20 protein-coding genes are annotated in these 25,524 nt (G+C 66.6%); 13 read left to right on the forward strand and 7 right to left on the reverse strand.

The window, feature by feature from the left end; genetic code table 11:
• Window positions 1-7: 7 nt before the first annotated feature.
• Window positions 8-2,743, forward strand: coding sequence for a BTAD domain-containing putative transcriptional regulator (locus tag ACFTSF_RS06355; protein ID WP_380152790.1), 2,736 nt, complete (start codon window positions 8-10; stop codon window positions 2,741-2,743).
• Here ACFTSF_RS06355 and ACFTSF_RS06360 read toward each other — a convergent pair.
• Window positions 2,740-4,167: a carboxylesterase/lipase family protein gene (locus tag ACFTSF_RS06360; RefSeq protein ID WP_380152791.1), complete on the reverse strand. Its 1,428-nt coding sequence runs from the start codon at window positions 4,165-4,167 to the stop codon at window positions 2,740-2,742. The genes ACFTSF_RS06355 and ACFTSF_RS06360 overlap by 4 nt on opposite strands.
• A 219-nt stretch (window positions 4,168-4,386) precedes the next feature.
• Between ACFTSF_RS06360 and ACFTSF_RS06365 the strand changes: the two genes are divergently transcribed.
• The 3 genes from ACFTSF_RS06365 to ACFTSF_RS06375 all read left to right on the forward strand — a co-directional run bounded on the left by ACFTSF_RS06365 (window position 4,387) and on the right by ACFTSF_RS06375 (window position 8,426).
• A complete protein-coding gene (locus ACFTSF_RS06365) occupies window positions 4,387-5,028 on the forward strand; it encodes a hypothetical protein (protein ID WP_344155976.1) in 642 nt (213 codons plus the stop codon).
• A complete protein-coding gene (locus ACFTSF_RS06370; RefSeq protein ID WP_380152792.1) occupies window positions 5,028-7,235 on the forward strand; it encodes an N-6 DNA methylase in 2,208 nt (735 codons plus the stop codon). Before ACFTSF_RS06365 ends, ACFTSF_RS06370 begins: the two co-directional genes overlap by 1 nt.
• Window positions 7,236-7,640: 405 nt before the next feature.
• Window positions 7,641-8,426, forward strand: coding sequence for a hypothetical protein (locus ACFTSF_RS06375; RefSeq protein WP_380152793.1), 786 nt, complete (start codon window positions 7,641-7,643; stop codon window positions 8,424-8,426).
• A 59-nt stretch (window positions 8,427-8,485) separates the two neighbouring features.
• Here ACFTSF_RS06375 and ACFTSF_RS06380 read toward each other — a convergent pair whose 3' ends face one another.
• On the reverse strand, window positions 8,486-9,244 hold the full coding sequence (locus ACFTSF_RS06380; protein ID WP_380152794.1) for an IclR family transcriptional regulator: 759 nt from the start codon (window positions 9,242-9,244) through the stop codon (window positions 8,486-8,488).
• A 70-nt stretch (window positions 9,245-9,314) separates the two neighbouring features.
• Here ACFTSF_RS06380 and ACFTSF_RS06385 point away from each other — a divergent pair, with 70 nt between their 5' ends.
• The 9 genes from ACFTSF_RS06385 to ACFTSF_RS06425 are packed head-to-tail and all read left to right on the forward strand — an operon-like array spanning window position 9,315 to window position 17,645.
• Entirely contained in the window at window positions 9,315-10,487 is a 1,173-nt protein-coding gene (locus tag ACFTSF_RS06385) for a DUF6986 family protein (protein WP_380152795.1), read from the forward strand.
• Between the two features lie 9 nt (window positions 10,488-10,496).
• Entirely contained in the window at window positions 10,497-10,736 is a 240-nt protein-coding gene (locus ACFTSF_RS06390) for a thiamine-binding protein (protein ID WP_380152796.1), read from the forward strand.
• Window positions 10,729-11,085 (forward strand): helix-turn-helix domain-containing protein, encoded by a 357-nt coding sequence (locus ACFTSF_RS06395; protein WP_380152797.1) that lies wholly within the window; start codon window positions 10,729-10,731, stop codon window positions 11,083-11,085. The genes ACFTSF_RS06390 and ACFTSF_RS06395 overlap by 8 nt, the downstream gene beginning before the upstream one ends.
• A 50-nt stretch (window positions 11,086-11,135) precedes the next feature.
• A complete protein-coding gene (uraD, locus tag ACFTSF_RS06400; protein ID WP_380152798.1) occupies window positions 11,136-11,630 on the forward strand; it encodes a 2-oxo-4-hydroxy-4-carboxy-5-ureidoimidazoline decarboxylase in 495 nt (164 codons plus the stop codon).
• Window positions 11,627-11,932 (forward strand): hydroxyisourate hydrolase, encoded by a 306-nt coding sequence (uraH, locus tag ACFTSF_RS06405; RefSeq protein WP_380152799.1) that lies wholly within the window; start codon window positions 11,627-11,629, stop codon window positions 11,930-11,932. Before uraD (ACFTSF_RS06400) ends, uraH begins: the two co-directional genes overlap by 4 nt.
• A gap of 5 nt (window positions 11,933-11,937) precedes the next feature.
• Window positions 11,938-12,843, forward strand: a complete 906-nt coding sequence (pucL, locus tag ACFTSF_RS06410; RefSeq protein WP_380152800.1) for a factor-independent urate hydroxylase — start codon at window positions 11,938-11,940, stop codon at window positions 12,841-12,843.
• A complete protein-coding gene (locus ACFTSF_RS06415) occupies window positions 12,843-14,177 on the forward strand; it encodes an 8-oxoguanine deaminase (RefSeq protein ID WP_380152801.1) in 1,335 nt (444 codons plus the stop codon). The genes pucL and ACFTSF_RS06415 overlap by 1 nt, the downstream gene beginning before the upstream one ends.
• Window positions 14,178-14,223: 46 nt before the next feature.
• Window positions 14,224-16,893: a hypothetical protein gene (locus tag ACFTSF_RS06420; protein WP_380152802.1), complete on the forward strand. Its 2,670-nt coding sequence runs from the start codon at window positions 14,224-14,226 to the stop codon at window positions 16,891-16,893.
• On the forward strand, window positions 16,794-17,645 hold the full coding sequence (locus ACFTSF_RS06425; RefSeq protein WP_380152803.1) for a LamG domain-containing protein: 852 nt from the start codon (window positions 16,794-16,796) through the stop codon (window positions 17,643-17,645). Before ACFTSF_RS06420 ends, ACFTSF_RS06425 begins: the two co-directional genes overlap by 100 nt.
• On the opposite strand, the gene guaD is transcribed toward ACFTSF_RS06425, so the two are convergent.
• Genes guaD through uraD (ACFTSF_RS06450) form a run of 5 tightly spaced genes read right to left on the reverse strand, consistent with a single transcriptional unit; the run spans window position 17,638 to window position 25,463 of the window.
• Window positions 17,638-18,915, reverse strand: a complete 1,278-nt coding sequence (gene guaD / locus ACFTSF_RS06430; RefSeq protein WP_380152804.1) for a guanine deaminase — start codon at window positions 18,913-18,915, stop codon at window positions 17,638-17,640. The two genes, ACFTSF_RS06425 and guaD, sit on opposite strands and share 8 nt — an antisense overlap.
• Window positions 18,912-19,748 carry a xanthine dehydrogenase accessory protein XdhC gene (gene xdhC, locus ACFTSF_RS06435; RefSeq protein ID WP_344156018.1) on the reverse strand — a complete coding sequence of 279 codons (837 nt, stop codon included), beginning with the start codon at window positions 19,746-19,748 and terminating at the stop codon, window positions 18,912-18,914. Before xdhC ends, guaD begins: the two co-directional genes overlap by 4 nt.
• Window positions 19,736-22,075, reverse strand: a complete 2,340-nt coding sequence (gene xdhB / locus ACFTSF_RS06440; RefSeq protein ID WP_380152805.1) for a xanthine dehydrogenase molybdopterin binding subunit — start codon at window positions 22,073-22,075, stop codon at window positions 19,736-19,738. The genes xdhC and xdhB overlap by 13 nt, the downstream gene beginning before the upstream one ends.
• Window positions 22,072-23,556, reverse strand: coding sequence for a xanthine dehydrogenase small subunit (locus tag ACFTSF_RS06445; RefSeq protein ID WP_380152806.1), 1,485 nt, complete (start codon window positions 23,554-23,556; stop codon window positions 22,072-22,074). The genes xdhB and ACFTSF_RS06445 overlap by 4 nt, the downstream gene beginning before the upstream one ends.
• Window positions 23,553-25,463 (reverse strand): 2-oxo-4-hydroxy-4-carboxy-5-ureidoimidazoline decarboxylase, encoded by a 1,911-nt coding sequence (gene uraD / locus ACFTSF_RS06450; protein WP_380152807.1) that lies wholly within the window; start codon window positions 25,461-25,463, stop codon window positions 23,553-23,555. Before uraD (ACFTSF_RS06450) ends, ACFTSF_RS06445 begins: the two co-directional genes overlap by 4 nt.
• Between the last annotated feature and the right edge of the window lie 61 nt (window positions 25,464-25,524).

Raw genomic sequence — 25,524 nt, forward strand, 5'->3', positions numbered from 1 at the left:
TGGGGTCGTGGAGTTCGGAGTACTGGGCGAGGTCGAGGCGCGGACGGATGGCGTCACCGTTGAGCTGGGTACGGCGCGCCAACAGGTGGTGCTCGCGGTTCTGCTGATCGAGGCGGGGCGGTCGCTGCCGGTCGATCGGCTGATCGAGCGGATCTGGGGCGACCGGCCGCCCCAGCGCGCGAAGGAATCGCTCTACAGCTATGTCTCGCGCCTGCGCACTGCACTGGTTGCCGCAGGCGGTCCCGCGATCGAGCGGACCTCGACGGGCTACGCGCTGACTGCGGATCCATCGGCGGTCGATCTTCATCGGTTCCGGCAAGCCGTTGCCGAGGCTCGCGATGCCGGGGACGAGCGGCTCCCGAAGTTGGAGTACGCCTTGGCGCAATGGCAGGGCGAAGCGTTCGCCTCCCTCGACAATGAGTGGCTGAACCAGGTTCGCGCGACCCTGAACGAAGAGCGCTTGGCCGCGGAGCTGGACCGCGACGATCTCCGGCTGGAGGCCGGGCAGCACGCTGCGATGGTGGCCGAGTTGTCCCAGCGGGTCGCCGAACATCCGTTGCACGAGCGGCTGGTCGGCCAGCTCATGCTGGCTCTGCATCTCAGCGGTCGCCAGGCTGACGCACTTGCGCAGTACCGACAGGCCAGGCAGCGGCTGGCCGACGAGCTCGGTGTCCAACCCGGTACGGCGTTGCAGCGGTTGCACACGCGGATTCTCACCAGTGGTTCGGCGGCCGTGTCGCCGGAAAGGTGGCGTCCGGCTCAGCTGCCGATCAACATCGCCGCCTTCACCGGGCGCACGGACGAGCTCGCCCAGCTCGACAAGCGGTTGGCCGACCGCACGGTCGCGGTGATCTCCGGGATGGCGGGAGTGGGTAAGACGGCGCTGGCCGTTCAGTGGGCCCATCAGGTGGCAGACCAGTTCGTCGATGGGCAGCTCTATCTGAATCTGCGCGGCTTCGACCCGTCCGGTTCGCCGCTCACGCCCGAGAAGGCGTTGCGGGCGCTGCTGGAAGGCTTGCAGGTCTCGGCCGAGCGGATGCCGATGGGCCTGGACGCGCAGGTGAAGCTCTATCGCAGTCAGCTGGCCGGCAAGCGGGTGCTCATCATCCTCGACAACGCGCGCGACGCGGAGCAGGTTCGGCCGCTGTTGCCCCAGTCCGAGACCTGTTTCGTTGTGGTCACCAGTCGCAGCAGACTGACCGGGCTCGTTGATGCGCTTCCGGTCAAGCTTGATCCGCTGGCGGCTAACGATGCCCAGACGCTGCTGGCCAACCGCATCGGCCGCGCCCGGGTGCTCGCCGACCCCGAAGCGGCCGAGGCGATCGTCGACCTGTGCGCGCGACTGCCTCTGGCGTTGGCGATCGTGGCGGCCCGGGCCGCCGTACAGCCCGGGTTCCCGTTGGTTGCCCTGGCCAACGAACTCGCGGTGGGACGAGACCGCCTGGCAGCCTTCGACGGCGAGGACGCGGCGACCGACGTACGGGCGATGTTCTCGTGGTCGTACGAAGCCCTCGATCCGGCGACGGCACTGATGTTCCGGCTGCTGGGTGACAGTCCGGGTCCTGGTATCAGTGTGGCCGCGGCCGCCGCTCTTGCTGGGGTAAGCTCGGCCGCCGCGCAAGGGCTGCTGGGTCGGTTGGTCGAGGCGAACCTGGTTCAGCAACCGCATCCGGACCGCTATGAGCAGCACGACCTGGTTCGCATGTACGCGATCGAACTCGCGCGCAGTACTGACTCCTCGGCAGAGCTCGAGGCTGCGCTCCGGCGGGAGCTGAGCTTCTATCTCCACTCGGCCGCCAACGGCCGTGCCGCACTCGGCCGAGCTGGACCGCTGATGGAGATCGAGGCACCCTTCGACAACATCGTTCCGCTCGAGTTCGCCGACGATCGGCAGGCATTGGACTGGTTCGACACGATGCGTGAGACGACGCTTGCCGCCGTACAGCTGGCAGGTGAACGTGGGCTCGACCGGGTCGGCTTCGAGCTGAGCCATCTGATGGGCATGGCCTTCCACTACCGCCGCGCCTACGTCGACCTGCTGCGCGTGCATGAACTGGGTCTGGACTGCGCGCGGCGTACCGAGGAGGTTCTGTTCATCGCGATCTCGGAACGCGATGTCGGTACGACGGCCTCCGAGCTCGGCATGTCGGCTGCAGCGCTTGCCCACATGGAGCGGGCGGCCGAGCTCTTCGGACAGACCGACTCTGCACGCGGTCACGCGGACACCCTCGAATCCCTCTCCTGCGAATACGAACGATCCGGCCGCCATACCGAGGCGATCGAACTGATCCTGCGCGCCATCGAACTCACCCGCCAAGCCGGCGGAGATCCGACCGAAGCGCGGAAGCTCAACAACATCGCGGTGTCGTACCTGAGTGTGGGCGACTACGAGGCGGCGAGGACAGGCGCCCAGGACGCCCTGACGCTGTCCGGCGGATCGAACCGGATGCTGGCGTCCTACGCGTGGGACAACCTTGGCGTCGCCCAGGCCGCGCTAGGTCAGCACGCCGAGGCCGTCGACGCCTATCAACGATCCCTTGCCTTATGCAACGAGCTCCACCAGCAAGTGCTCAAGTCGGAAGTGCTCGGTCATCTCGCTGCGGCGCAACACGCGCTGGGCCACACCGTCCAGGCCCGCATCACTTGCCAGCAGGGCCTGCAGACCCTCGCCGGCCTTGAGGACGACCCGCTCGCGGAAGCCAGGCGATCCGAACTGCTCGCCATTCTCGACAGCATCAACTAGCCCAGGAGCGGGAGCGCCCGGAAGGTGTGGTCCTGCCAGAGCAGCCGAGACGCCTCCTCGGGATAGGCGCCGAGCGTCGAGGGTGTGTCGAACACCTGGGTCAGCTGGCCGTCGTACGGCTGCCAGCCCGGCGCCCCGTGGGTGGCGAAGTCGACCCAGGCCTTCTGCATCTGGTCTGACAGCGACTGTGCTTCGGGTGAGTCGCCGATCAGGGTGGAGGGCTGCCCGGTGGTGAGGTTGCCGAAGACCAGCGGGATGTCGAGGCCGTGGGTGGCGCCGAGTGCGCCGTTCCAGGTCAGTTCGTAGAGGTGAGCCTGGCCGCCACCGGCGAGTTGCGCGTCGGCCAACTGGAGGCTGGGCATGCGAAACAACCAATCCTGGTTGACGATTTCGTACAACTCCTCATCGGACGCGTCCGGAAACGCCCTTCGATAAGGGAGCCCTGGGGCAAGCATCTGCAGCGCGGCTTCGGTCTGCTCGGCCGTGACCTCGCCCAGTACGCCGTCGATCAGGCTGAACAACCGGTGTTCGTCGCGGGTGTGTCCGACGAGCAGGTTGATGTCACGAGCCGCACCGTCGGCCAACGCCTGCCAAGGAGTCGTCGGCAGCACGTCGCCGTCGACAACCGGGGCGAACGGGATCGGCCGATGGGCGATCGGTCCCCAGCGATCAAGCCATTGGATCGCCTTGTCCGAGATCGCGTCCCCGATGAGCGGCAGCATCTCCGGCTCCACAGTTGAGAGACTCACCCCGAGTTCGGCCGCGCAGGCCGCGGCGATATCGGCGGCCAACTCGGGAGAGAAGAACGTCCCCGGCATGCTCTGCACGATCGCTTGCCGGAAGAGTCCCTTCGCGCGAGGCATCGCAAGCAGTGCCGCCACCGAACCACCACCCGCCGACTGACCGAACACCGTCACCCGATCGGGATCACCGCCAAAGGCCCGGATGTTCTTCCGCACCCAATGCAGTGCCGCAATCTGATCAAGCAGTCCCCGATTGTCCGGAGCCCCTTCAATATGCCCGAACCCCTCGATCCCCAACCGATAATTCAGCGACACCACCACGACGCCACTCGCCGCCAGCCGCGCCCCGTCGAACTCCGGCCGGCTGGAATCGCCAGCCATATATGCACCACCGGGAATCCACACCAGCACCGGCAGCCCACCCACGTCCGGTGTCCAGACATTGAGCGTCAACCAGTCGTCACGTTGATCAACCCGAGCCCTCCCCAACAGCTCGGACTGCGGTGGCGCCGGACCGAATTCAGTCGCCGGCCGCACCCCGACCCACGGCCGAACCGGCTCCGGTTCCCCGAATCGCCGCGCACCAACGGGAGGTTCGGCGTACGGGATCCCCCGGAAGACCGCACACCCCGCCTCCCGAACACCCCGCAGCACCCCAACCGCCGTCCGAACCTCAGTCATCGAGCCCCTCCCGACCGGCGACCAGTTCACAGATTTGAGTACTGGGAGTACTTGCCCGGGGGTGCTGTCGTGAGATAGGTTCTTCTCAGGTCGACGAGCCCACCTCTGGGCGGCGACATAGCAATGCCCCGGGTGGCATGCAGAGCAGAGGCGTACCCGGGGCTTACTCGTGCATCGTAGCACGTCGTGTGCTGCCCAGATGAGATCGGAGGTGTTCGGGTGACCGTTGAGATTGACTGGATGTGGCACGCCTTGTCGCAGGCCAGGCTCAGGCCGTATGTGGAGAAGGCCAGCGGTGATCTGACCGCCGCCGCCGAGCTCTACTGGTGGAACGTCGACATCTCGGCTGCCTTCTACGCGCCTCTTCAATGCTTCGAAGTGGCGCTCCGCAACGCAGTGCACTCACAGCTGGTTCTGAGCTACGGCAGAGTTGACTGGTGGGCGATCGCTCCATTGCAGGAGGTAAGTCAGCGGCTCGTCGGGGCGGCCTGCCGGCAAGCTGCGAGTGCTCCTCGCGAGGGTACGGCCGACGATGTCGTGACCGAGTTGACGCTCGGTTTCTGGGTTGCTCTCCTCAGTCGACGCTACGACCGCACGCTGTGGGTTCCACACCTGCATGAGGCATTTCCGCACTACCGTGGACCGAGGCGCAGGCTGCACGAGGAGCTGGAGACAATCCGGCTCTTTCGCAATCGGATCATGCATCACGAACCGATCCACTATCGCCATCTCGAGGCAGACCACCGGACGATTCTCCGGGTCCTGCGTTACGTCTCGCCCGAGATGGCGTCGCACCCGGCTGTTACCACCGCGGTGGAGGTAGTGCTCCAGCGTCGGCCTCCAGTGCTGGAAGGGTGCTGATGGATGAGCCTGGAGATCGGCTGACGCCGATCGAGATCGCGGATCGTGTCGGCGTGCGGCTGAGCGCCGTCTCCAACTGGCGGAGCCGGCACGCCGATTTCCCGCAGCCGCTCGAGGCGTCAGGCCAGGAACGGTACGACCTCGCGAGCATGATCTCCTGGTTGCGAGGGCGGCAGATCCCAAGGAACCGGCTCCGCCCGAACGAAGCACCTGGTACGACGTACGGTGACCGGCTTGAGCGCGTGCCGACTGCGACAGTCATCGATTCAGCTGACCAGGCCGCACCTGTCCAGATGATGACCTGGCAGCAGGGTCTCTGGGCGGCGATGGACAGTCTGCGTGGCGCGCATGACGCCGCGGCATCGCGTGAGTTGCTTCTAGCGTTCGTCTACGTCAGGGCCTGTCATCCGGAGTTGTGGTCGCTGTTCGTGCAATTGAGACCGGGTGAGAACCTGGAAACAGCCGTCGGCCGGCTCGGGGTGGCTCTCGGCGATGACCGGATCTTTCTCGAGGCGATCAACGCTCTGAGGATCACCGCGGACCGCGCCGTGCTGGAGGCCATCGACAGCATCAGCAAGGTCGACCTCGGTCATGAGTTCGGTCCGACGTCGCCTGCCGCAGAACTGGCGGATGCGGTCCTCGCAGACCTGGAGCGAGGGATGGGCAGGGCCGGTGGGCAGTTCACTCCTGCAGGCGTTGCCGATTGTCTGGCCGGGCTCCTCGCGCCACGGCCTGATGACACCGTTCTTGATCCGTTCTGTGTCTCGGGAGAGCTGCTCCTGGCGGTCGGTGCCACACGCCGCTACGGCCAGCCTCCGAACGATCGGGCGATGGCGATCAGCACCATGAATCTTGCGCTGCACGGCGCGGATGCGGAGCTCAGCCGACCGGCCCTTGCACTGGATCTTGATCAATTCTCGAGTCACCGCTTCGATCGGATCATCAGCAACCCCCCGTTCAATCTTCGCTGGCAGGATCCAGATCCAGCATCCTGGCGGTACGGCGATCCGCCATCGAGCAACGCAAACTTTGCCTGGCTGCAGTACATGCTCAGCAAGCTGAATCCTGGAGGCAGAGCTGCGGCTGTCGTGGCCCCGGCCGCAGCGTTCAGCCAGAACAGCAGAGAGTCGGCCATTCGCCGAAACATGATCGAGGCGGGCGTCATCGAGTGCGTCATCTCGTTGCCTGCGCAGCTGTTCAGATTCACTGCTATCGCGTCAATGATCTGGATTCTCAGACCGGAGGACCCATCGGAACAGAGCCGAGAAACCCTGGTTATCGACGGTAGCGAGCTAGGTGAGCCGGACGGGCCCGCGAGGCGCCGATTGTCTCCGAGTGACGTCGAGCAGATCGTCAACGAGTACCGGTCATGGCGTGAGGACTGCACTGAGTTCGAGAGCACACGTGGATTCTCAAGGGTCATTGACATCGACGGGTTTCGCGAGAACGACTTCACGCTCGTTCCTGCGCGGTACGTCGTACCAGCACGGGACAAGGTGTGTGCCGCACCGTCGGCAGCCGACCTTGCTGCTGCGCGAGCTGAGTATCAGCTGGCCACGAGCGGGGTCCGACGAGCAGACGCGGCAGTCAACACCATGCTGGCCGCTTTCGGGCCGGATCAACCGAACAGCGACCGACAGATGCTTTCCCTCGGAGCTGTCAGCGAGATCGTTGCGGGGCCAGGAAAGGCAACCAAGGATGGCAGTGAACCGGACGGCGTCCCGCTGGTCTTGCCCAGGCATGTCAGCAATGGCCGGATCAGCATCGACAGTCTGAGCATGGTCTCTCCGAAGACGGCCAGCCGCATGAACCGGTACAGGTTGGCGCCAGGCGATGTAGTCAGCATTCGCGTGGGCACCCTCGGACGTTATGGGCGAATCGTGGACGAGCAGAACGGGTGGCTGCTCGGGCCAGGCTGCGTGAGGTTCCGGCCAGGCCCAGGAGTCGATCCTGACTTCCTCATCTGTTACCTGTCCGGACCGTCTGCGTTGCGATGGGTCAACGCCAACGCCTCGGGTTCCGCCGTCCAGCATCTCAGCGCGGCGACGCTTGGCAGAATGCCGATCTGGTTGCCGCCACTCAACGTCCAACGACAAATCTCCCGCACTTTGGCTGTGGTCAGTGGAGCTGTATCAGCTCACGAACAAGCGAAGGTGGCGGCCGGCAATCTGCAAGATCTCCTGAAGGAGATGCTTCTCCCTAGATGATGCCTCGGCGACAGTCCCAGACTGTCGCGATCACTCGCAACCACAGTCTTTTGGATCCCCGACGCCGTCGAAGCCCACGCCAATCTCTTCGCCGAGATCAGCAACGCCGCTCGACTCGCCACAGCGTGGCCCGAGAAAGTCCAGTAGCGGAAAGAGCTGGACGATCTGCTGATCGCCTTGCACCGCAACGAGTTCGGCGCCTTCGACGCCATCCGCCGCCGCCTCGAGTCCCTCCCGCCAGTGGGCCGAGCTAGATATTGATCGGGGTTTGAACGTCAATGCGCTTTCGCGCAGCTTTCCGGGTGTTGTCGCGGTCTTTGGCGGCTTTTACAGTGATCGCCGGGTGATCGACTGACGACGTGAGGTAATCAGCGTCACCTGGCTACCCTTGGGGAGGGTATTTTCATGAAAGGTATCCACCGTCGCCTGGCTGCCGCCGCCGCGGTTCTCGCGACACTCACCATCGGCCTGACCGGATCACCGGCCGGGGCCGCACCGCCCACCGCAACACCGGCACCGGCTGTCGTCGACAACGGTGACGTCTACACCGTCCAGCAGTTGCCCAACGGTCAGACCAGGATCGGTCTGCACCAGCACGCGGGGAACGCCGAGGCCTTGCGGAACTCCTTGCGCGCACAGGGCAAGAACGTTCTGGCGGCCGGTCAGGCACCGCCCGGCCAACGCATGGGCCTGCTGGCCTGTGAGTCGTACGGAACCGCTGTCCAGTGGTGTGATCACGCCTGGAGCTACGGGGGGTTCAACGACCCGCAGGTCTACTTCCTGGACCACACACCGGCCGGGTTCCCGGTCACCGACGCGGTGAACGACTGGTACCAGGCAGTCGGCATCGACGCCTACTACCGCTGGTACACCGCGGGTTGCCCTGGGGGCGGCCGGCACTGTGTCCACGTCCGGACCTACAGTCCGGGACCGGACGAGTTCGGTGTCACGTACTGGAACGCGAACGCACCTGAGGGACCGGTCGACGTCTACCTCGCCAGCCACATGGCCGGCACCAACCAGGCACGCAAGTCGACCTGCCACGAGCTCGGTCACGCACTCGGTCTCGGGCACAACTCCTCGACGAACTCCTGCATGAAGCAGGGCAGGATTGCTGCTGGCTGGTCGCTGCGGCCGTCCAGCCAGGACTTCGAGGTGCTGAAGCGGATCTACCCGCGGCCGGGTACGTAACCCGTTCGATGCTGTGAAGGCGGCGCCGGTCCTCGACGGGACCGGCGCCGCTGGTCTGTTCAGCGCAGGTCGTTCGACAGGGCTTCGGCGGCCTGCGTGAGCAGCGGGACAGCCCGATCGACCAGGGCTTCGGTCATCCGGGGAGCAGGGCCGGAGACCGAGATGGCCAGGGGAGTGGGCGCATCCGGTACGGCGACAGCCACGCATCGGACCCCGAGTTCTTGTTCGCCTTCGTCTGTCGCATAGCCGGACTTGGCGGCCTGATGGAGTTGGCTGGCGAACGCATCCGGAGTGCTGATGGTGTTCTCGGTGTGCTGCGGCATACCGGTCCGGGCGAGCAGCTCGCGGACCGCACCTTCGGGGTACTGGGCGAGGATTGCCTTGCCGACAGCCGTGCAATGCGGGAGGACACGGCGGCCCACCTCGGTGAACATCCGCATCGAGTGCCGCGACGGGACCTGGGCGAGGTAGACGATCTGGTCGCCGTCGAGCATCGCCATGTTGGCCGACTCGCCGAGTTCGTCGACCAGGCGGGCGAGATGCGGCCGGGCGAAGACACTGAGCATGTGCGACGAACTCTCGCCGAGGCGGATCAGCTTGGGACCGAGGACGTACTGCCGCGAGGGCTCTTGACGCACATAACCGAGGTCGACGAGGGTGCGAACCAGGCGGTGGATCGTCGGCAGCGGCAGGCCGGAGGCCGTGGCCAGCTGGGACAGCCCCATCATCCCGCCGGCGTCGGCCATCGTCTCGAGCAGGCCGAACGCTCGCTCGATCGACTGCACGCTGCCGGTCCGCGGCTTGCTGGTCTCAGTCATCGGTCACCCTTTCATTATCCGCAGAGTAGATATTAGTCTCCGCAATACGGAAAACGAAGGAGGCGAGCCCATGGGGCTGGAAGAGCTTGGTGCCGAGCTGGACCGGCGGCTGGGAGCGGCCGACGCGGCCCTCGCGGCCGACTATCCGGGGGATCGCGGTGTGCGGCAACCGGTGCACACGGTCTATGTCCCCGCCGACCGGTACGACGATCGCACGGTCGCCGACTGGGGCTCGCAGGCCCGCGCAGCCCTCGCCGGCCACGACCTGACCGCCGTACTGGGGATCTCTGCCGAGGTTCACGACCGGATGGTGGCAAAGCTCGAGCGGGAGCCCATCGAGGACCTGCGGATCGACTTCGAGGACGGGTACGGCGATCGCCCGGATCCGGAGGAGGATGCGGCGGCCGTGGCGGCGGCGCGGGTCGCGCGACAGACGCCGTACTACGGACTGCGGGTGAAGTCGTTGGAGGCGCCGACTCGGCGGCGGTCGATTCGGACGCTGGATCTGTTCGTCCGGGAAGGCGGTGTCGGCGACGGGTTCGTGGTCACGCTGCCGAAGGTGACGTCGGTCGAGCAGGTCTCGGCGTTCGTGTATGTGCTGGAGACGCTGGAGGCTACCTATCGCGTTCCGGAGCTGAAGTTCGAGATCCAGGTCGAGACTCCGCAGGCGATTCTCGGTGCCGACGGGACCGCGCTGATCGCTCGGATGCTCAAGGCCGGCGGGCGTCGGGTCACCGGGCTGCACTACGGGACCTACGACTACAGCGCCTCGCTGGGCGTCGCGGCGGCGTACCAGAGCATGGAACATCCGGTCGCCGATCACGCCAAGGACGTGATGCAGTTGGCCGCGGCCGGGACTGGCGTGTTCGTGTCGGACGGCTCGACCAACGTGCTGCCGGTCGGCGAGGCGACTCACGAGGCCTGGCAACTGCACTTCCGGCTGGTACGGCGTTCGCTTGCCCGCGGCATCTATCAGGGTTGGGACATGCATCCTGCCCAGCTGCCGACCCGCTTCGCGGCGACGTACCTGTTCTATCGCGAGGGCTTCGCGCAGGCCGCGCTGAGGTTGCGCGCCTACCTCGGCCAGGGCGAGTCCGGGTATCTCGATGAGCCGGCAACCGCTGTCGCGCTCGCTGGCTTCGTCCTGCGCGGTCTCGATTGCGGAGCGATCGACGAGGCCGAGATCGATCAACACATCGGCGTCGAGATGACGGCACTCGCCAAACTGGCACGCCGACCTTAGCCTCGCGGTATGCGATTGGTTGCCGAGTTCACCACTGAGCCGTTCGATGTCGAGGGTCCGCCGCCTGCGCACGTGACCGAAGCGCTGCGGGCCGCGGAGGAAGCCGGGCTGGACTGCGACTTCGGCCCGTTGGGCACGCTGGTTCGCGGCGAGCAGCAGGAGGTGCTCGCCGCGCTTCCGCATGTGCTCGAGGCGGCCTTCGGTGGAGGTGCGAGCCAGGTGACGCTTCAGGTACGACGCGATGCCTGAGCATCCGCTGGTGGCGGCGATCGCCCCGCTGATCGAGCGGCTGAACGCGGAACTCGTCGCGCCCGACGAGGCTCACGGTGACGACATTCCCTTGCTGTGGAAGGGGAAGCCGGTCGTCGCTGTCCGGCTGACGCCTAAGCCGGCGGACGGCGTACAGGGGTTGCTGGCCGAGGTCGCTGAAGAGCTTGGCGGTCCTCTCAACGAGTTGTCGCGTACTGACAAGCAGCAGGCGGTGTTGTTGCTGGAGGCCCGGGGTGCGTTCGAATACCGGAAATCGGCCGAGATCGTGGCCGAGGCGCTCGGTGTCACCCGCTTCACCGTCTACAACTATCTGAATCGCGCTCGGTAAAATTCAACAAACTGTTGACGGTAGGTCGGGTGAGATGTCAGGCTCTGGCCATGGATCTGGTGGAGTTCAACGCCTCGCCCGTCGATCGGCTGCGGCCGGAGCTGGCGAGCTGCTGTGACGTCCCACGCTGGATCGAGGGCATCCTGGACAAACGCCCGTACGCCGATCACGCCGCGCTGACCGCGGTTGCCGATCAGCTGGCGCGGGAGTTCGACGACAGCGAGGTCGATCGTGCTCTCCAGGCGCACCCGCGGATCGGCGACCGGCCGCAGGGTGCAGGGACCGAGGCCGAATGGTCCCGCAAGGAGCAGTCCGGCGTCGGTGACGACCCTGCTGTCCGCTCGGCGCTTGCCGAGGGCAACCGTGCTTACGAGGACCGGTTCGGGCGGGTGTTCCTGATCTGCGCGACCGGGTTGTCCGCCACGCAGATGCTGAGCAGTCTGCAGGATCGCCTCACGCACGACGACGTGACCGAGGCGGCTGTTGTCCACGAGGAGCTGCGCAAGATCGCATTGCTTCGATTGAACAAGTTGGTGACCGGATGAGCAGTCTTTCGACACATGTTCTGGATACCGCGCTCGGGCGGCCGGCGGTCGGCGTACCGGTCCGGCTGTATCAGGGGACCGTGCTTCTGGCGACCGCTACTACGGACGACGACGGCCGGATCGCCGAGTTGGCTCCGACGCTGGCGCACGGGACGTACCGGCTCTGGTTCGACGTGGCGGCGTACAACGAACACAGCTTCTTTCCGGAGGTCTCCGTGACCTTCACGGTCGTCGATGAGCGGCACTACCACGTCCCGTTGCTGCTCAGCCCGTTCGCGTTTTCCACCTACCGAGGGAGCTGACCGCAATGGCGATCCGCCTGGGAGCCAATCAGTACGGCAAAGCCGAGAGCCGCGTGGTGCGCATCTACCGCGACACACCCCGCCACCAGATCCGCGATCTGAACGTCTCCACGGCACTCCGTGGCAACTTCGCCGATGCACACACCACCGGTGATCAGAGCGACGTACTGCCGACCGACACGCAGAAGAACACCGCCTTCGCCTTCGCCAAGGAGAAGGGGATCGGCGCGATCGAGGACTACGCGCTGACGCTCGGCGCCCACTTCCTGGACGCGTCACCGGCCGCGGAAGGCGCGCGGATCTCCGTCGAGGAATATGCGTGGGAACGGATCTCGGTGGACGGTGCCGAGCATGACCATGCGTTCGTGCGCGGCGGGAGCGGTGTCCGGAACACGATCGTCAACGTCGAGGGCCGGGGTGCGGATCGTCGCGCCTACGTGGTCTCCGGGATCAGCGATTTGATCGTGCTGAAGTCGACCGGGTCGGAGTTCCACGGGTTCCTGAAGGACAAGTACACGACGCTGCCGGAGACCAACGACCGCATCCTGGCGACTTCGCTGGTTGCACGCTGGCGCTACGACCACACTGAGGTCGACTGGGACAAGTCGTACGACGCGATCAAGCAACTGCTGCTCTCGCGGTTCGCGACGATCCACAGTCTCGCTTTGCAGCAAACCCTTTACGGCATGGGCGAAGCGGTGCTCGCCGACCATCCGGAGGTCGCGGAGATCAAGTTCTCCGCACCGAACAAACACCACTTCCTGGTCGACCTCAGTCCGTTCGAGGTCGAGAACCCCGGTGAGGTCTTCATCGCCGCCGACCGCCCGTACGGGCTGATCGAGGCGACCGTCGTCCGGGACGAAGCGAGCGACGCCGGGAGCGCGTGGCACGCCGTACCAGGCTTCTGCTGATGTTGGTCATCGAGGGCGCCTATGTGGCGACCCTCGATCCGGCCCGGCGCGAGTTCGTCGGGCACGTGGTTGTCGACGGCAACAAGATCGTTGCTGTCGGCCCTGGATCGGCGCCTGGGTACGACGATGCCCGGGTGATCGACGGATCGGGGTGCCTGGTCACACCGGGTTTCGTCAACACCCACCAGCACCTGTACCAGTGGGTGACTCGCGGCCTGGCCGTCGACGACACCTTGTTCGGCTGGCTGCAGACGCTCTACCCGGTCTGGTCGCGCATCACCGAAGAATCCGTGTACGTCGCCGCGCAGGCCGCGCTCGCGCAGTTGGCGCTGACCGGCTGCACCACCGCCGCCGATCACCACTACGTCTTCCCCCACGGCGCCGGCGATCTCCTCGCAGCCGAAATCACCGCCGCAGCCGAGGTCGGCCTACGATTCCACCCGACCCGCGGCTCGATGGATCGCAGCCAAAAGGACGGCGGCCTACCCCCGGACTCGGTCGTCGAGGACCGCGACGACATCCTGGCCGCGACTGCATCCGCGATCGACCGCTGGCACGACCCCTCCTTCGGCTCGATGCTACGCATCGCCGTCGCCCCGTGCTCCCCGTTCAGCGTCAGCGCCGAGCTGATGCGCGAGTCCGCCGTACTGGCCCGCAGTAAAGGCGTCCGCCTCCACACCCACCTCGCCGAAACTACCGACGAGACCGCTTGGTGCCAGGAAACCCACGGCTGCACACCCCTCGAATACGCCGCCGACCTCGGCTGGACAGGCGACGACGTCTGGTTCGCCCACGGCATCCACTTCGACGACGCCGAGATCAAAGCTTTGGGCACCACCCGAACCGGCATCGCCCACTGCCCCAGCTCCAACGCCCGCCTAGGCGCCGGCATAGCCCGCACCGCCGACCTCCGCGCCGCCGGCGCCCCAGTAGGCCTAGGCGTAGACGGCGCCGCCAGCAACGAAGCAGGCAGCCTAGTAGAAGAACTCCGCAACGCCTTATTACTGTCCCGAGCCCGCAACGGCCCCCAGTCCCTAACAGTCCGAGACACCCTCGAAATGGCCACCCTAGGCGGAGCCCACCTCCTAGGCCGAGCCGACGAGATCGGTTCCCTAGAACCCGGCAAACTAGCCGACCTAGCCCTCTGGAACCTCAACACCCTCCAACACGCCGGCATCCCCGACCCGATCGCAGCCCTCGTCCTCAGCGCACCGCCGCCCCTGAAGCTCCTGCTGGTCAACGGCCGTCCGATCGTCGAGAACGGGACCCTGCGGACCCTCGACCAGCGCGACCTTTGCGTTGCGGTCGAAAGGATTGCTGCGCGTATGCGCTGATCCGATGGTGGTCTAGTCCTCTGAATCCGCCCTATCGGAGACCACCATGCGCAGAGCTGTTGTGGCTGCGGCGAGCTTGCTGCTGGCCGTGCCGTTGCTGACCGCCCCTCGAGCCGACGCCGATCCGCCCACGATGGGGACAGCCGCAGCGCCGTCCAGCGACTACGCCGACCGGGTGAACGAGACGTTGCGGCAGCGCGACGACCACTGGGGCGAGAAGCTGATCAAGCAGCCGGACGGACCGACGTACGAGAGCCTGCAGTCGTTGCTGCTGCCTGCCTACCAGGCGAACAACTTCCTGACCGACTCGTCGTGGGCCTACCTGCCGCAGACGTACCCGGCGCCGGAGCCGAACCAATGGGGGATCAACCGGCCGTTCTCGCTGCACGTGATCGACGGCAGCCAGCTGATCAGCAACTGGGCCGAACAGGACGCCCATCGCCCACGCCGGACCGCGACCTTCCTGGTCGACGACGAGATCTACGGCTCGCGGACCGCGTCCCTCGCGACACCGTCGCTGGCCGGCTGGTTGCCGCTCCTGCAGAACAGCTACACCGACGACTCCGGCACGAAGTGGGATCGGGAGTCGTTCGTCAGCCGAGTCAACGGAAATCTCGTCAGCTGGGTCAAGTTCACCGCGTACGGCGACGCCACCACGACCCTGAAGGTCCGGCTCGTCGGTGACGGGGTCGGCGGAGCGACGGTGAGCGGCCGGCAGTTGGTCAGCAGCAGCGGTACGCACATCGCCTGGTCCGGTACGGCGACCTGGTCCGGCTCGGAGCTGACGCTTCCGGTCGACGCCACGCCGGACGGCTCATCGGTCTACCTGATGGTCCCCAACGCACCGTCCGCTATCGACTCGACCACAGTGGACTCCACCAGCTACCGCCAGGCCAGCACGGGCGTCGTGGACTACTGGAGCAAGCTGCTGTCCGCCGGTGCGCACGTGGAGATTCCTGAGTACTACGCCTCCGACGCGATGAAGAACCTGCTGATCCAGAACCTGGTGATGGGTTGGCAGCAGAGCGTCGGCAACGGATACGAGTTCAAGGACGACACGTCGGCGTTCGTGCCCGAGGTGTCGGCGTCGGTGCAGGTTCTCGGCGAGTTCGGCCAGCAGGCGGCGTACCGGAAACACCTGCAGGAGATCCTGCGCCGCGGTCAGGGCGACAGTTTCTTCCCCGGCTGGGAGATGGGCATCAAGATGCAGAGCGCCGCGTCGTACTACGAGCTCACCGGCGACGCGTCGTACCTGACCGACAACCTCGGGACCTTCAACGGCTACCTCAACCGGTTGGCCGGTGAGCGGGACGCGGATCCGAACGGGCTGATCGCCAAGGCGCGGTACGGCTCGGACATCCCGCAACCGGTGTACGGCATACATCACCAGTCCGAGGCCTGGAAGGGCATGCGCGATCTCGGCCGTGCCCTGACGAAGGCAGGCCGGGCAGCAGATGGTGCGCGGTTCACCAACGAGGCCAAGGATTTCGAGACCGCCTTGCGCTCGGCCATCACCCGATCCCAGTCCTGGTTGGCGGATGGCTCCTTGTACGTGCCGATCTCGTTGCTGGACGCAACCGCCCCCGCGGCCTACGACCAGATCTCGGCCACCAAGGACGGTAGCTACTGGAACCTGACGATCCCGTACTTCGCCGCGACCGGACTGTTCGCACCGGGCAGCGCCGAGGCGAAGGGTCTGCTGAAGTACCTGGAGAAGCACGGCGGGATGATCCTCGGACTGACCCGGTTCAACATGGTCGGCATCGACCCAGGTGTCTGCTGGGCGGGTGACGGTCACTTCGGGATCAGTGCGCCCGGGTACAAGTCGTCCGGGGTCGACGAGCAGTACGGCTATTCGCGGGTGAAGTTCCTGTCCGACAACGACGAAGCGGACCGGTTGACACTGAACCTGTACGGCAAGCTCGCGCACGACCTGACGCCGAAGACCTTCATCGGCGGCGAGGGCGCGACCGTCTCGCCGTGCCCCGAGCTCGGCGAGTACTACCGGACCCAGTTCTACCCGCCGCTGTCCGCGAACAACGCGACGTACCTGGAAGCGATCCGGGGCACCCTGGTCCGTGAGGAGACCGCCGCGGACGGCTCGCCCGCGAACCTGTGGATCACCCCGGCGGCGCCGCGGCGGTGGCTGGCCGACAACACCAAGCGGATCGCGGCCTACAAGCTTCCGACGAAGTTCGGTCCGGTGTCGTTCGAGATCCAGTCGAAGCTGGCCGTGGGCGTCATCGACGCGACGATCACGCCGCCGACCCGGACCGCGCCACAGAGCGTGAAGCTGGGCCTGCGGCCGCCGGCCGGCTATCAGCTGACCTCGGTGGAGGTGAACGGTACGACCAAGCCGGCCAGTGGCGAGGTGATCGATCTGGGTCCGATCACCCAGGAGACGACCGTGCGGGCGAACTACCGGACCGTTCCCGTGCCGCGGGTGGACCAGGCCGAGGTGACCGTGATCGCGGGCCAATCGGCTCCGGCCCAGCGGGCGGTGTTCAAGCCTGGCCAATCCATCGCTCTGACACCGACGGTCGAGGTGCTCGGCGCCGAGCGGGTGCCCGGAATGTGTCGGTCACGCTGCCGAACGGCTGGACGGCGCCGCAGCCGGTGCCCTTCGACATCGCGAGCAACGGAAAGATTGCCTGGGGCAAAGTCCCGGTTAATCTTTCGGTACCGCTCAGCGCCCCGCCAGGGGAGTACAAGCTGAAGTTCGTTGCCACCCCCACGAGCGGTACGGCGACCACCACGGAATGGACGATCCGGGTCGCACAACCGTCGGCGACGGCATACCCGGACCTGGTCAAACAGGACGGCGCGACGGCCTACTGGCGGTTCGGCGAGACCAGTGGGACGACGTTCGCCGACAGCTCGCCGTACAACACCGTCGCGACCGCGCGGGATCAGGTGCAGCTCGGGCAACCGGGAGCGATCGCCGGCGACGGCAACGGGTCCGTCCGGCTGAACGGCGGGTATGTGGACACCCCGCACGCACTGGCGGTGACACCGAGCGGCCCGTGCACCTTCGAGGCGTGGATCAAGATCACTTCCGCCTACCAGCAAGGCATTCTGGAGAAGTACACCAAGCCGGCGTCGAACGGGTTCGCGCTGCGGCTGGTCGATCGCAACGTCGTCCAGCTGGAACTGATCGGCCCGAACGGTGTCGTCAGCCGGATCACCGGCCGCACCACCGTACAACCAGGCCAGTGGCATCACGTCGCGGTCGCCTACGACCGGTCCTGGATGGATATCTACGTCGACGGCAAGCTCGAGTTCCGCACGCCGGCCGGCGGCATGCCGACCGTCGGCGACGCCCCGCTCCGAATCGGCGCCCGCGGCGACGACGCAGCCTTCCGGCTGAACGGCTGGATCGACGAGGTCGCCATGTACGGCGTCCCGCTCACCGCGGCGCAGATTCAGGCCCACTACGACCGCGGCGCCCTGGGAGCTCCGCTCAGCTGAGCAGATCGCCGTTGATCCAGACGGCTTGTACGTCGGTGGTGGTGCCGAGGGTGAAGATTCGGGCTACTGCTTCTTCGTAGTCTTCGGCGTGGTTGATGCCGATGGCCAGGGGGGAGTCTTCGGCGGGGCGGATTAGTTGGGCGTCGAAGGCTTGGCCGGGGCTGAGGTGGCCTACTTGGGGGAGATTGAGGGCTTCGGCGCCGGCGGTGGTGGCGAGGTAGAGCAGGTGGGTGCCAGTGAGCGGGCGGCCCTGGTCGGCCAGGAGTTGCTGGCAGAAGTAGGCCTGGAGGCCTTCTTTGAGAAGGGAGAAGCCGGCGCCGGCGCCGACGTCCGAGCCTAGGGCTACGCGGACGCCGTACTGGAGGTGGCGGTGCAGGGGGAACAGGCCGCTGCCTAGGGCTGCGTTGCTGGTGGGGCAGTGGGCGACGCTGGCGCCGTTGACGCCTAGGAGCTTGAGCTCGACGTCGGTGGGGTGGACGTTATGGGCGAGCACGGTACGGCGGTCGACCAGACCGTGCCGCTCGTACGTCGTCACGTAGTCGCTGCCGCCGAACAAGTCGGCGACGGTGGCGATCTCGGCCTTGTTCTCGTTCACGTGGGAGGTGAAGAGGGCACCGGGAATCGCTTCCATGAGTTCGCCGCAGGTGGCGAGTAGTTCGTCGGTGCATGACAACGAGAACCGTGGTGTGACGGCGTACCGGTTGCGGCCGGTGCCGTGCCAGCGGTTGGCTAGCGCGAGTGATTCGGCGTACGCGCGAACGGGCGTGGTGAGCAGGTCGGGGCGCAGTAGGCGGTCGCTGAGGACGAGGCCGCTGGTGATTCGGAGGCCGACCTCGGAGGCGGCGCCGAACAGGGCGTCCATCGCGTCGCTGTAGTGCGCACCGAAGACGAGGGCGGACGTCGTACCGGCCGCGGCCAGGCCACGCACAAACTCCTTCGCGACTCCGGCGGCATAGATAGCGTCGGCCATCCGGGCTTCTTCGGGGAGCGCGTACTTGTCCAGCCACTCGAGCAGCGGCAGGCCGAGACCGCCGACGGCGCGGATCTGCGGGAAGTGCACGTGCGAGTCGACGAACCCGGGCAGTACGACGCCGCCGGTCAGGTCGACCACCGGTTCGGCCGGGTGCGCCCGGCGGATGTCGAGGAAGGGGCCGCGGGCAACGATTGTGCCGTCCTCGACCAGCAGTCCCGCGTCGGAGTCGACGCGCAGGACACCACCGGTGAACGGGTTCTCCGGGATGTCGATGAAAGTGCCACGGAAGATCGTCATGCCTTCGCCTCACGATGAGCCGGCGCAGGGCGACGCTCGGCGGTGAACAGTTCGAGCAGCCACGCCGCGACGCTGACTGCGATGACGGCCGGCTCCTTACCGGTGATCCCGGAGACTCCGATCGGAGTGGTGATGCGCGCGATGGATTCGGCGGCGTTGCCGTCCTCGGCGAGCTTGCGCTGGAAACGGGCCCACTTGGCCCGGGAACCGATCAGGCCGATCGTGGCCAGGTGGTCGTTGCGGATCGCGGCGTCACACAGGGCCGCGTCCTCGGCGTGATCGTGGGTCATGATCACCGCGTGCGTGCCCGGGGGCAGTTCGCCGACGACCAGTTCGGGCAGGACCGGCACATTGTGCACGTGCACCGAAGCGATCGCGTCATCCAGTACGGCGAGGCGTTCCGCGGTCAGTTGATCGGATCGCGAGTCGACCAGGTGCAGCTCGATGTCGTGGCGGGCAAGGATCCGCGCCAGTTCGAGCCCGACGTGGCCGACCCCGAAGATCGCGACAGACGGCACCACCGGCAACGGTTCGAGCAACAACGTGACCTCGCCTCCACAACACTGCACCCCATGCTGGTACGGCGCTTTGTCCGATAGCGCGGCGGTGAGTTCCTCAGGCGTGGTGACCGCCGAGGTGATCATCTCTCGTGCCCGCTCGATCGCCAGCGCCTCCAGGTTGCCGCCGCCAACAGTCGCCCAGACGTTGTCCAGGGCAACGACCATCTTCGCTCCGGCCTCTCGCGGCGCATGACCGCGAACCGCAGTCACGGTGACGAGGACTCCGGCACGACGCCCGGCCCGCAAGGTCTGGATCGCTTTCACCCACTCCACGAGACACCCCCACGGGCGCGTTCCAGCGCCCAGTAGACGGCCTCGGGGGTGGCAGGCGACGGCAGGTCGACGCTGGTACCGGCGGGACCGAAGGCAGCGGCCGCGTGTCGCAACGCCTCACGCACCGAGAAGGCCAGCATCAGCGGCGGTTCCCCGACAGCCTTGGAACCGTAGACAGCGCCGTCCTCATGAGCCTTCTCCAGCAACTGGACGTTGAAGACCTCGGGCATCTCGGAGAAGCTCGGGAGCTTGTAGGTGCTGGCGGCCTGAGTCGCCAGCCGGCCACGCCGCTCGCCGGTGCTCTCGTCCCACCGCAGGTCCTCGAGCGTCAACCAGCCGGCGCCCTGAACGAAACCACCCTCGATCTGCCCGATGTCGATCAGCGGACTCAGGCTGTCGCCGACGTCGTGCACGATGTCGACCCGACGCAGCCGGTACGCACCGGTGAACCCGTCGACCTCCACCTCGGACGCAGCAACGCCGTACGCGAAGTACTTGAAGGGCTCGCCACGCATCGCGTTGGCGTCCCAGTGCAGACCCTCGGTCCGGTAGAACCCGGCCGCCCACAGCTGCACGCGCTGCATGTACGCCGCAGCGACCAGCTCGTTCCACGGCAGACCGTCTCCAGATAGTCCCCGTACGACGCCGTCCGCGAACCGTACGTCGGACGGGCTGATGCCGAGTCGTCCAGCGGCCACTTGTGCCAGCCGCTCCCGGATCTGCTCGCACGCGTTCTTCACCGCGGCCCCATTGAGATCGGCGCCGGAGGAGGCTGCGGTCGCTGAGGTGTTCGGGACCTTGTCGGTGCGGGTGGGTGCGAGTCGTACTCGGCTGAGCGGGAGCCCCAGGGCGGTCGCGGCAACCTGCAGCATCTTGGTGTGCAGACCTTGACCCATCTCGGTGCCACCGTGATTGATCAATACGGATCCATCTTTGTACACATGGACCAATGCGCCGGCTTGATTGAAGGCAGTCAGGTTGAACGAGATGCCGAACTTGACCGGCGTCATGGCGAGTCCACGTTTGACGTGATCGTGCGATGCATTGAACGCCGCGATCTCGGCCTGGCGAGTCGCGACCTCGCCACCGGACAGCACCTGACTCCAGCAGGACTCCAGCCGATCCGCGTGCCGCACCGGCTGCGCGTACGGCGTCGAGTCACCGGGCTGGTAGAAATTCCGCCGGCGGAGCTCCAGGGCGTCGTACCCGAGTAGTGGTGCGCAGCGGCCGAGGATGTCTTCGATGACCAGCATTCCTTGCGGACCGCCGAAGCCCCGGAAGGCCGTCTGGGAGGTCTTGTTTGTCTTGGCGATCCGGCCGTCCACGCGCACATGCGGGATCTCGTAGGCGTTGTCGATGTGGCACATCGCCCGGGCCAGGACAGGTTCGGACAGGTCCAGACTCCACCCGCCGTCAGCGGTCAGCGTCGCGTCCAGGGCAACCAGTTTGCCGTCGGCGTCGAACCCGACCGTCCACGAGCTGTGGAACCCGTGCCGCTTCCCCGACATCGTCATGTCCTGAGTCCGGTTCAAGCGCAACCGCACCGGCCGACCGGTCAGCGTCGCGCCCAGCGCGGCGATCGCGGCGAACCCGTGTGGCTGCATCTCCTTGCCGCCGAAACCGCCGCCCATCCGCAGACACTGCACAGTCACCGAGTGACTAGACAACCCGAGTACATGCGCGACGATCTCCTGCGTCTCGGACGGGTGCTGTGTACTTGACTGGATAAAGATCTGTCCATACTCGTCAACCAAAGCCAATGCCGAGTGCGTCTCCAGGTAGAAGTGCTCCTGCCCGGCGAACTCGAACTCGCCCCGGAACACATGCGCTGCACCGGCCAACGCAGCCGAGACATCGCCGCGCTCCAGGTGCCGCCCGACGCCCTGGAAGCTCTCAGCCTCGATCGCCTCGCGAACCGTCACCAGCGAAGGCAGCGACTCGTACTCAACCTCCACCGCCAACGCACCGAGCCGCGCGGCTTCCAGTGTCTCTCCCAGCACCCAGCAAATCGCATGCCCGTGGAACATCACCTCGCCCGGGAACAGCGGCTCATCGTGCTTGATCCCCGCATCGTTCACCCCGGGAACATCCTCAGCCGTTAACACCCGCACCACACCCGGTACGTCGTACGCCGGCTTCACGCGGAGTGCCGTGATCCGTGCATGCGCGTACGGCGATTGCACCGGCCAGGCATGCAGTACGCCGTGGGTCCGCTGCACCAGGTCGTCGGTATACAAGGCGTTTCCGGTCACATGCAGCGCAGCACTCTCATGCGGCATCGGCACCCCGACAACCGCAGCGGCTGGTCGCTCCGACAACAGGCTCATGCGTCCAAACCCCCGAAATAGAAGCGCAGCAACGACTGCCCGAGCATCGCCGACCGGTACGACGAACTCGCCCGGTGATCGTCCATCGGCGTACCCTCATTCGCCATCACCGCGGCCACGGTCCGCACGGTCGTCTCGGTCCACGGCTGCCCGATCAATGCGGCCTCGGTCTCCCGCGCTCGCAACGGGGTCGCCGCGACTCCGCCGAGCCCGATCCGCGCGTCCCGGACGATCCCGTCGCGCACGTCGAGCGCGTACCCGATCGCGACACTGGAGATGTCGTCGAAGCGGCGCTTGGCGATCTTGTGGAACGCCGTCATCGGTGCCAACGGCAACGGAATCACGATCGTCCGGATCAGTTCGTCGGCGGCCTTCACGGTCTGCCGGTACCCGGTGAAGTAGTCGGCCAGCGGCACGACCCGCTCACCGCGGCGAGATGCGAGCACCAGGGACGCATCCAGCGCGACCAGTGCGGGCGGGAGATCCCCGATCGGCGATCCGGTGCCGAGGTTGCCGCCGATCGTTGCCCCGTTGCGGATCAGCCGCGACGCGAACTGCGGGAACACCTCGGACAACAGCGGAACACGCCCAGCCAGCCGCCGCTCGATCTCGGTCAGCGTCAACGCCGCCCCCAACCGCACCTCGCCCGAGGCGACGCGGTCCCCGCCCGATCCGGACCGGACCTCGCCCGAGCCAAACCCACCCTCGCCCGAGCCGACGCTGAATTCGCGCAGCTCGTCCAACCGGTCGATGGCGATCGTCAGCGCCGGCCGCGACCCGAAGATGTTGACCTGGACCCCAGTATCGGTGCACCCGGCAACGACCTGCGCGTCCGGCCGATCCGTCAGCAGCGCGAGGGCAGCGTCGAGGGTGGTCGGCCGAATGAACTCGCCCTCGCTGGAATGCATGCCAGTGGCAACCGCCGCGGGCGCGGGTTCCGCAGCGCGCGCCCCAAACGCGTCGTTCTCCGCAGGCGACCCGAGCGCATAAGCCGCATCCCGGATCGGCCGATACCCGGTACACCGGCAGAGGTTACCGCTCAACGCGTGCAGATCGAACCCGTTGGCCCCGTGCTCATGGTCACCAGCACAGGCCGACCGACCAGGACGGTAGTACTCCGCCGCCATGCTGCACACGAAGCCCGGCGTACAGAAACCGCATTGCGAACCACCGCGGACCGCCAGCTCCTCCTGCACCGGGTGCAGTGCGGCCGGCGTACCCAGGCCCTCGGAGGTGATGACCTCCTGCCCGTCCAGCGAGGCGATCGGCAGCAGACACGCGTTCACCGCGGTCCACTCGGTCGGCGTATCGATCCCCGGCCGCGCGACCAGCACCGAGCACGCACCGCATTCGCCCTCGGCACACCCCTCCTTGGCGCCGGTCAGGCCGCGATCACGCAGCCAGTCCAGCGCGGAGGTGTGCACCGGTACGGCGCCGATCGCGGTCCGCTCGCCATTGACGGTCAAGGACAGAGTGGTCATCGGTTGCTGCTCCAACGGGTTCTCGCACTGTGAATCGGGTTGGCTTCGGAGACGTAGTCGTCGAACCGGTAGCCGGCGATCTTCGCGATCTCGAGCAGCGCGGCGGCGTGCTCCTGGTTCTCGCAGTTGCCGAGCCGGATCCGGCCTTGCTCGACAATTCGAGCGTACGACTCGGCGTCCCGGACGCTGATCACAAGTGGGAAACCAAACCGTTCCCGGTAGGCGCCGGTAATCGTGGCCAGTTCGTCACGCTCCGGGTCGGACAGGAAGGTCAGACCCTTGTCGGACTGGTCCTTCAGGGACGCCGGACCGCTCAGACCGTCGGCGACGAACTGCGACCCGAGCTGCGGATACGCCTCGATCAGCGCCCGCTGCTCATCACGCGAGCCCGAGAACAGCGCCTCCTGGAACGACCTCCGGAGGGCGTGAGTGTCGGCGTACGGGCGCAGTTCCCAGGCGCGCTCGACTGCCCAGCGCGGCCCCTGGAAGAGGTCGCCGAACGTCTCGACGAACTCCTCACGCGACATCTTGTTGACCTGGTCGAGCCGGATCGAGTCGCCCGGCTGCCCGGCCACGGCAGGTCCGAAGTCCTTGCCGACGTGGTGGAACAGGATGTTCAGGAAGATCGCGGTCAGGCTGCCGAGGGTGATGCCGCTGCCGAAGATGATCTCGGCCCAGTCCGGGACCGCCTGGGCGACCTGCGGTTGTGCGGTGACGTACATGGCCAGGCCGACGCTGGTCGCGACGATCACCACGTTGCGGTGGTCGTTGAAGTCGACCTTCGCCAGGGTCTGGAAGCCGACCACGGCAACGGTTGCGAACATCGCCAGCGCCGCGCCGCCGAGCACCGGGTGCGGGATGCCGGCAACGATCGCACCGGCCTTCGGCAGCAAACCCAGCAGGATCATGATCGCGCCGGCCGCCGCGACCACCCAGCGGCTGCGGATCCGGGTCAGCCGGACCAGACCGACGTTCTCGGCGAAGCAGGTGTAGGGGAACGAGTTGAAGACGCCGCCGATCGTGGTCGCCAGGCCGTCGGCCCGGAGCGCCTTGGCGATGTCCTCCTTGCCGATCCGCTTCTCGACGATCTCGCCAGTGGCGAAGACATCGCCGGTCGTCTCGACGGCGGTGATCAGCATGACCACGACCATCGAGATGATCGCTGCCACTGAGAACTTGGGCCAGCCGAAGTAGAACGGCTGGGTGACTCCGACCCACGCGGCGTCGCCGACCGCGCCGAAGTGGGCGTCCCCGAACGCCCAGGCCACCAGGGTTCCGATCACCAGGCCGGCCAGTACGGCGATGGTCGCCATGAAGCCCTTGAACACCCGCTGGATGAGCACGATCAGCGCCAGCGTGCCGAGCGCGTAGGCCATGTTCTTCCCACTGGTCGGCGCCGCGGTCGGACCCGCGCCACCGACAGCGTCCCCAGCCGCGACCGGCAGCAACGCCAGGCCGATGATCGTGATCACCGAGCCGGTCACCACCGGCGGGAAGAAGCGGATCAGCTTGCTGAAGAACGGCGCGATGAAGAAGGTGGCCAGACCGGCGACCAGTACGGCGCCGTAGATCACCAGCAGACCGTTGGTTCCGCCGCCCGCTGCCATGCCGATCGCGATCATCGGCGAGACCGCCGTGAACGTGACGCCCTGCAACAGCGGCAGCCGGACGCCGACCTTCCAGAAGCCGACCGACTGGATGATCGACGCGATTCCGCAGGTGAAGAGGTCGGCGTTGATCAGGTGGATCAGCTGCTCGGTGCTCAGCCCGATCGCGTTCGCCAGCAGGATCGGCACGATCACGGCGCCGGCGTAGAACGCGAGCACGTGTTGCGCGCCGTACACGGCGAGTTTGCCGGGAGGCAGTACCTGGTCGACAGGGTGGCGGCTGGTGCGGGCTGCCTTCATCGGACATCGCTCCTCAGGGTTTGACCTGCACGCCAGCATCGGCCCGGAGCGGCCCGGATTG

Source organism: Kribbella sp. NPDC056951 (genome assembly GCF_042674205.1).
GTDB classification, from domain to species: Bacteria; Actinomycetota; Actinomycetes; order Propionibacteriales; family Kribbellaceae; genus Kribbella; species Kribbella yunnanensis.

Bases quoted from the DNA above. Each gene is read 5' to 3' on its own strand.
- ACFTSF_RS06360 (WP_380152791.1), bottom strand. From the start codon at position 4,167: ATGACTGAGGTTCGGACGGCGGTTGGGGTGCTGCGGGGTGTTCGGGAG.
- ACFTSF_RS06370 (WP_380152792.1), top strand. From the start codon at position 5,028: ATGGATGAGCCTGGAGATCGGCTGACGCCGATCGAGATCGCGGATCGT.
- ACFTSF_RS06375 (WP_380152793.1), top strand. From the start codon at position 7,641: ATGAAAGGTATCCACCGTCGCCTGGCTGCCGCCGCCGCGGTTCTCGCG.
- ACFTSF_RS06380 (WP_380152794.1), bottom strand. From the start codon at position 9,244: ATGACTGAGACCAGCAAGCCGCGGACCGGCAGCGTGCAGTCGATCGAG.
- ACFTSF_RS06385 (WP_380152795.1), top strand. From the start codon at position 9,315: ATGGGGCTGGAAGAGCTTGGTGCCGAGCTGGACCGGCGGCTGGGAGCG.
- ACFTSF_RS06390 (WP_380152796.1), top strand. From the start codon at position 10,497: ATGCGATTGGTTGCCGAGTTCACCACTGAGCCGTTCGATGTCGAGGGT.
- ACFTSF_RS06395 (WP_380152797.1), top strand. From the start codon at position 10,729: ATGCCTGAGCATCCGCTGGTGGCGGCGATCGCCCCGCTGATCGAGCGG.
- uraD (WP_380152798.1), top strand. From the start codon at position 11,136: ATGGATCTGGTGGAGTTCAACGCCTCGCCCGTCGATCGGCTGCGGCCG.
- uraH (WP_380152799.1), top strand. From the start codon at position 11,627: ATGAGCAGTCTTTCGACACATGTTCTGGATACCGCGCTCGGGCGGCCG.
- pucL (WP_380152800.1), top strand. From the start codon at position 11,938: ATGGCGATCCGCCTGGGAGCCAATCAGTACGGCAAAGCCGAGAGCCGC.
- ACFTSF_RS06415 (WP_380152801.1), top strand. From the start codon at position 12,843: ATGTTGGTCATCGAGGGCGCCTATGTGGCGACCCTCGATCCGGCCCGG.
- ACFTSF_RS06420 (WP_380152802.1), top strand. From the start codon at position 14,224: ATGCGCAGAGCTGTTGTGGCTGCGGCGAGCTTGCTGCTGGCCGTGCCG.
- guaD (WP_380152804.1), bottom strand. From the start codon at position 18,915: ATGACGATCTTCCGTGGCACTTTCATCGACATCCCGGAGAACCCGTTC.
- xdhB (WP_380152805.1), bottom strand. From the start codon at position 22,075: ATGAGCCTGTTGTCGGAGCGACCAGCCGCTGCGGTTGTCGGGGTGCCG.
- ACFTSF_RS06445 (WP_380152806.1), bottom strand. From the start codon at position 23,556: ATGACCACTCTGTCCTTGACCGTCAATGGCGAGCGGACCGCGATCGGC.
- uraD (WP_380152807.1), bottom strand. From the start codon at position 25,463: ATGAAGGCAGCCCGCACCAGCCGCCACCCTGTCGACCAGGTACTGCCT.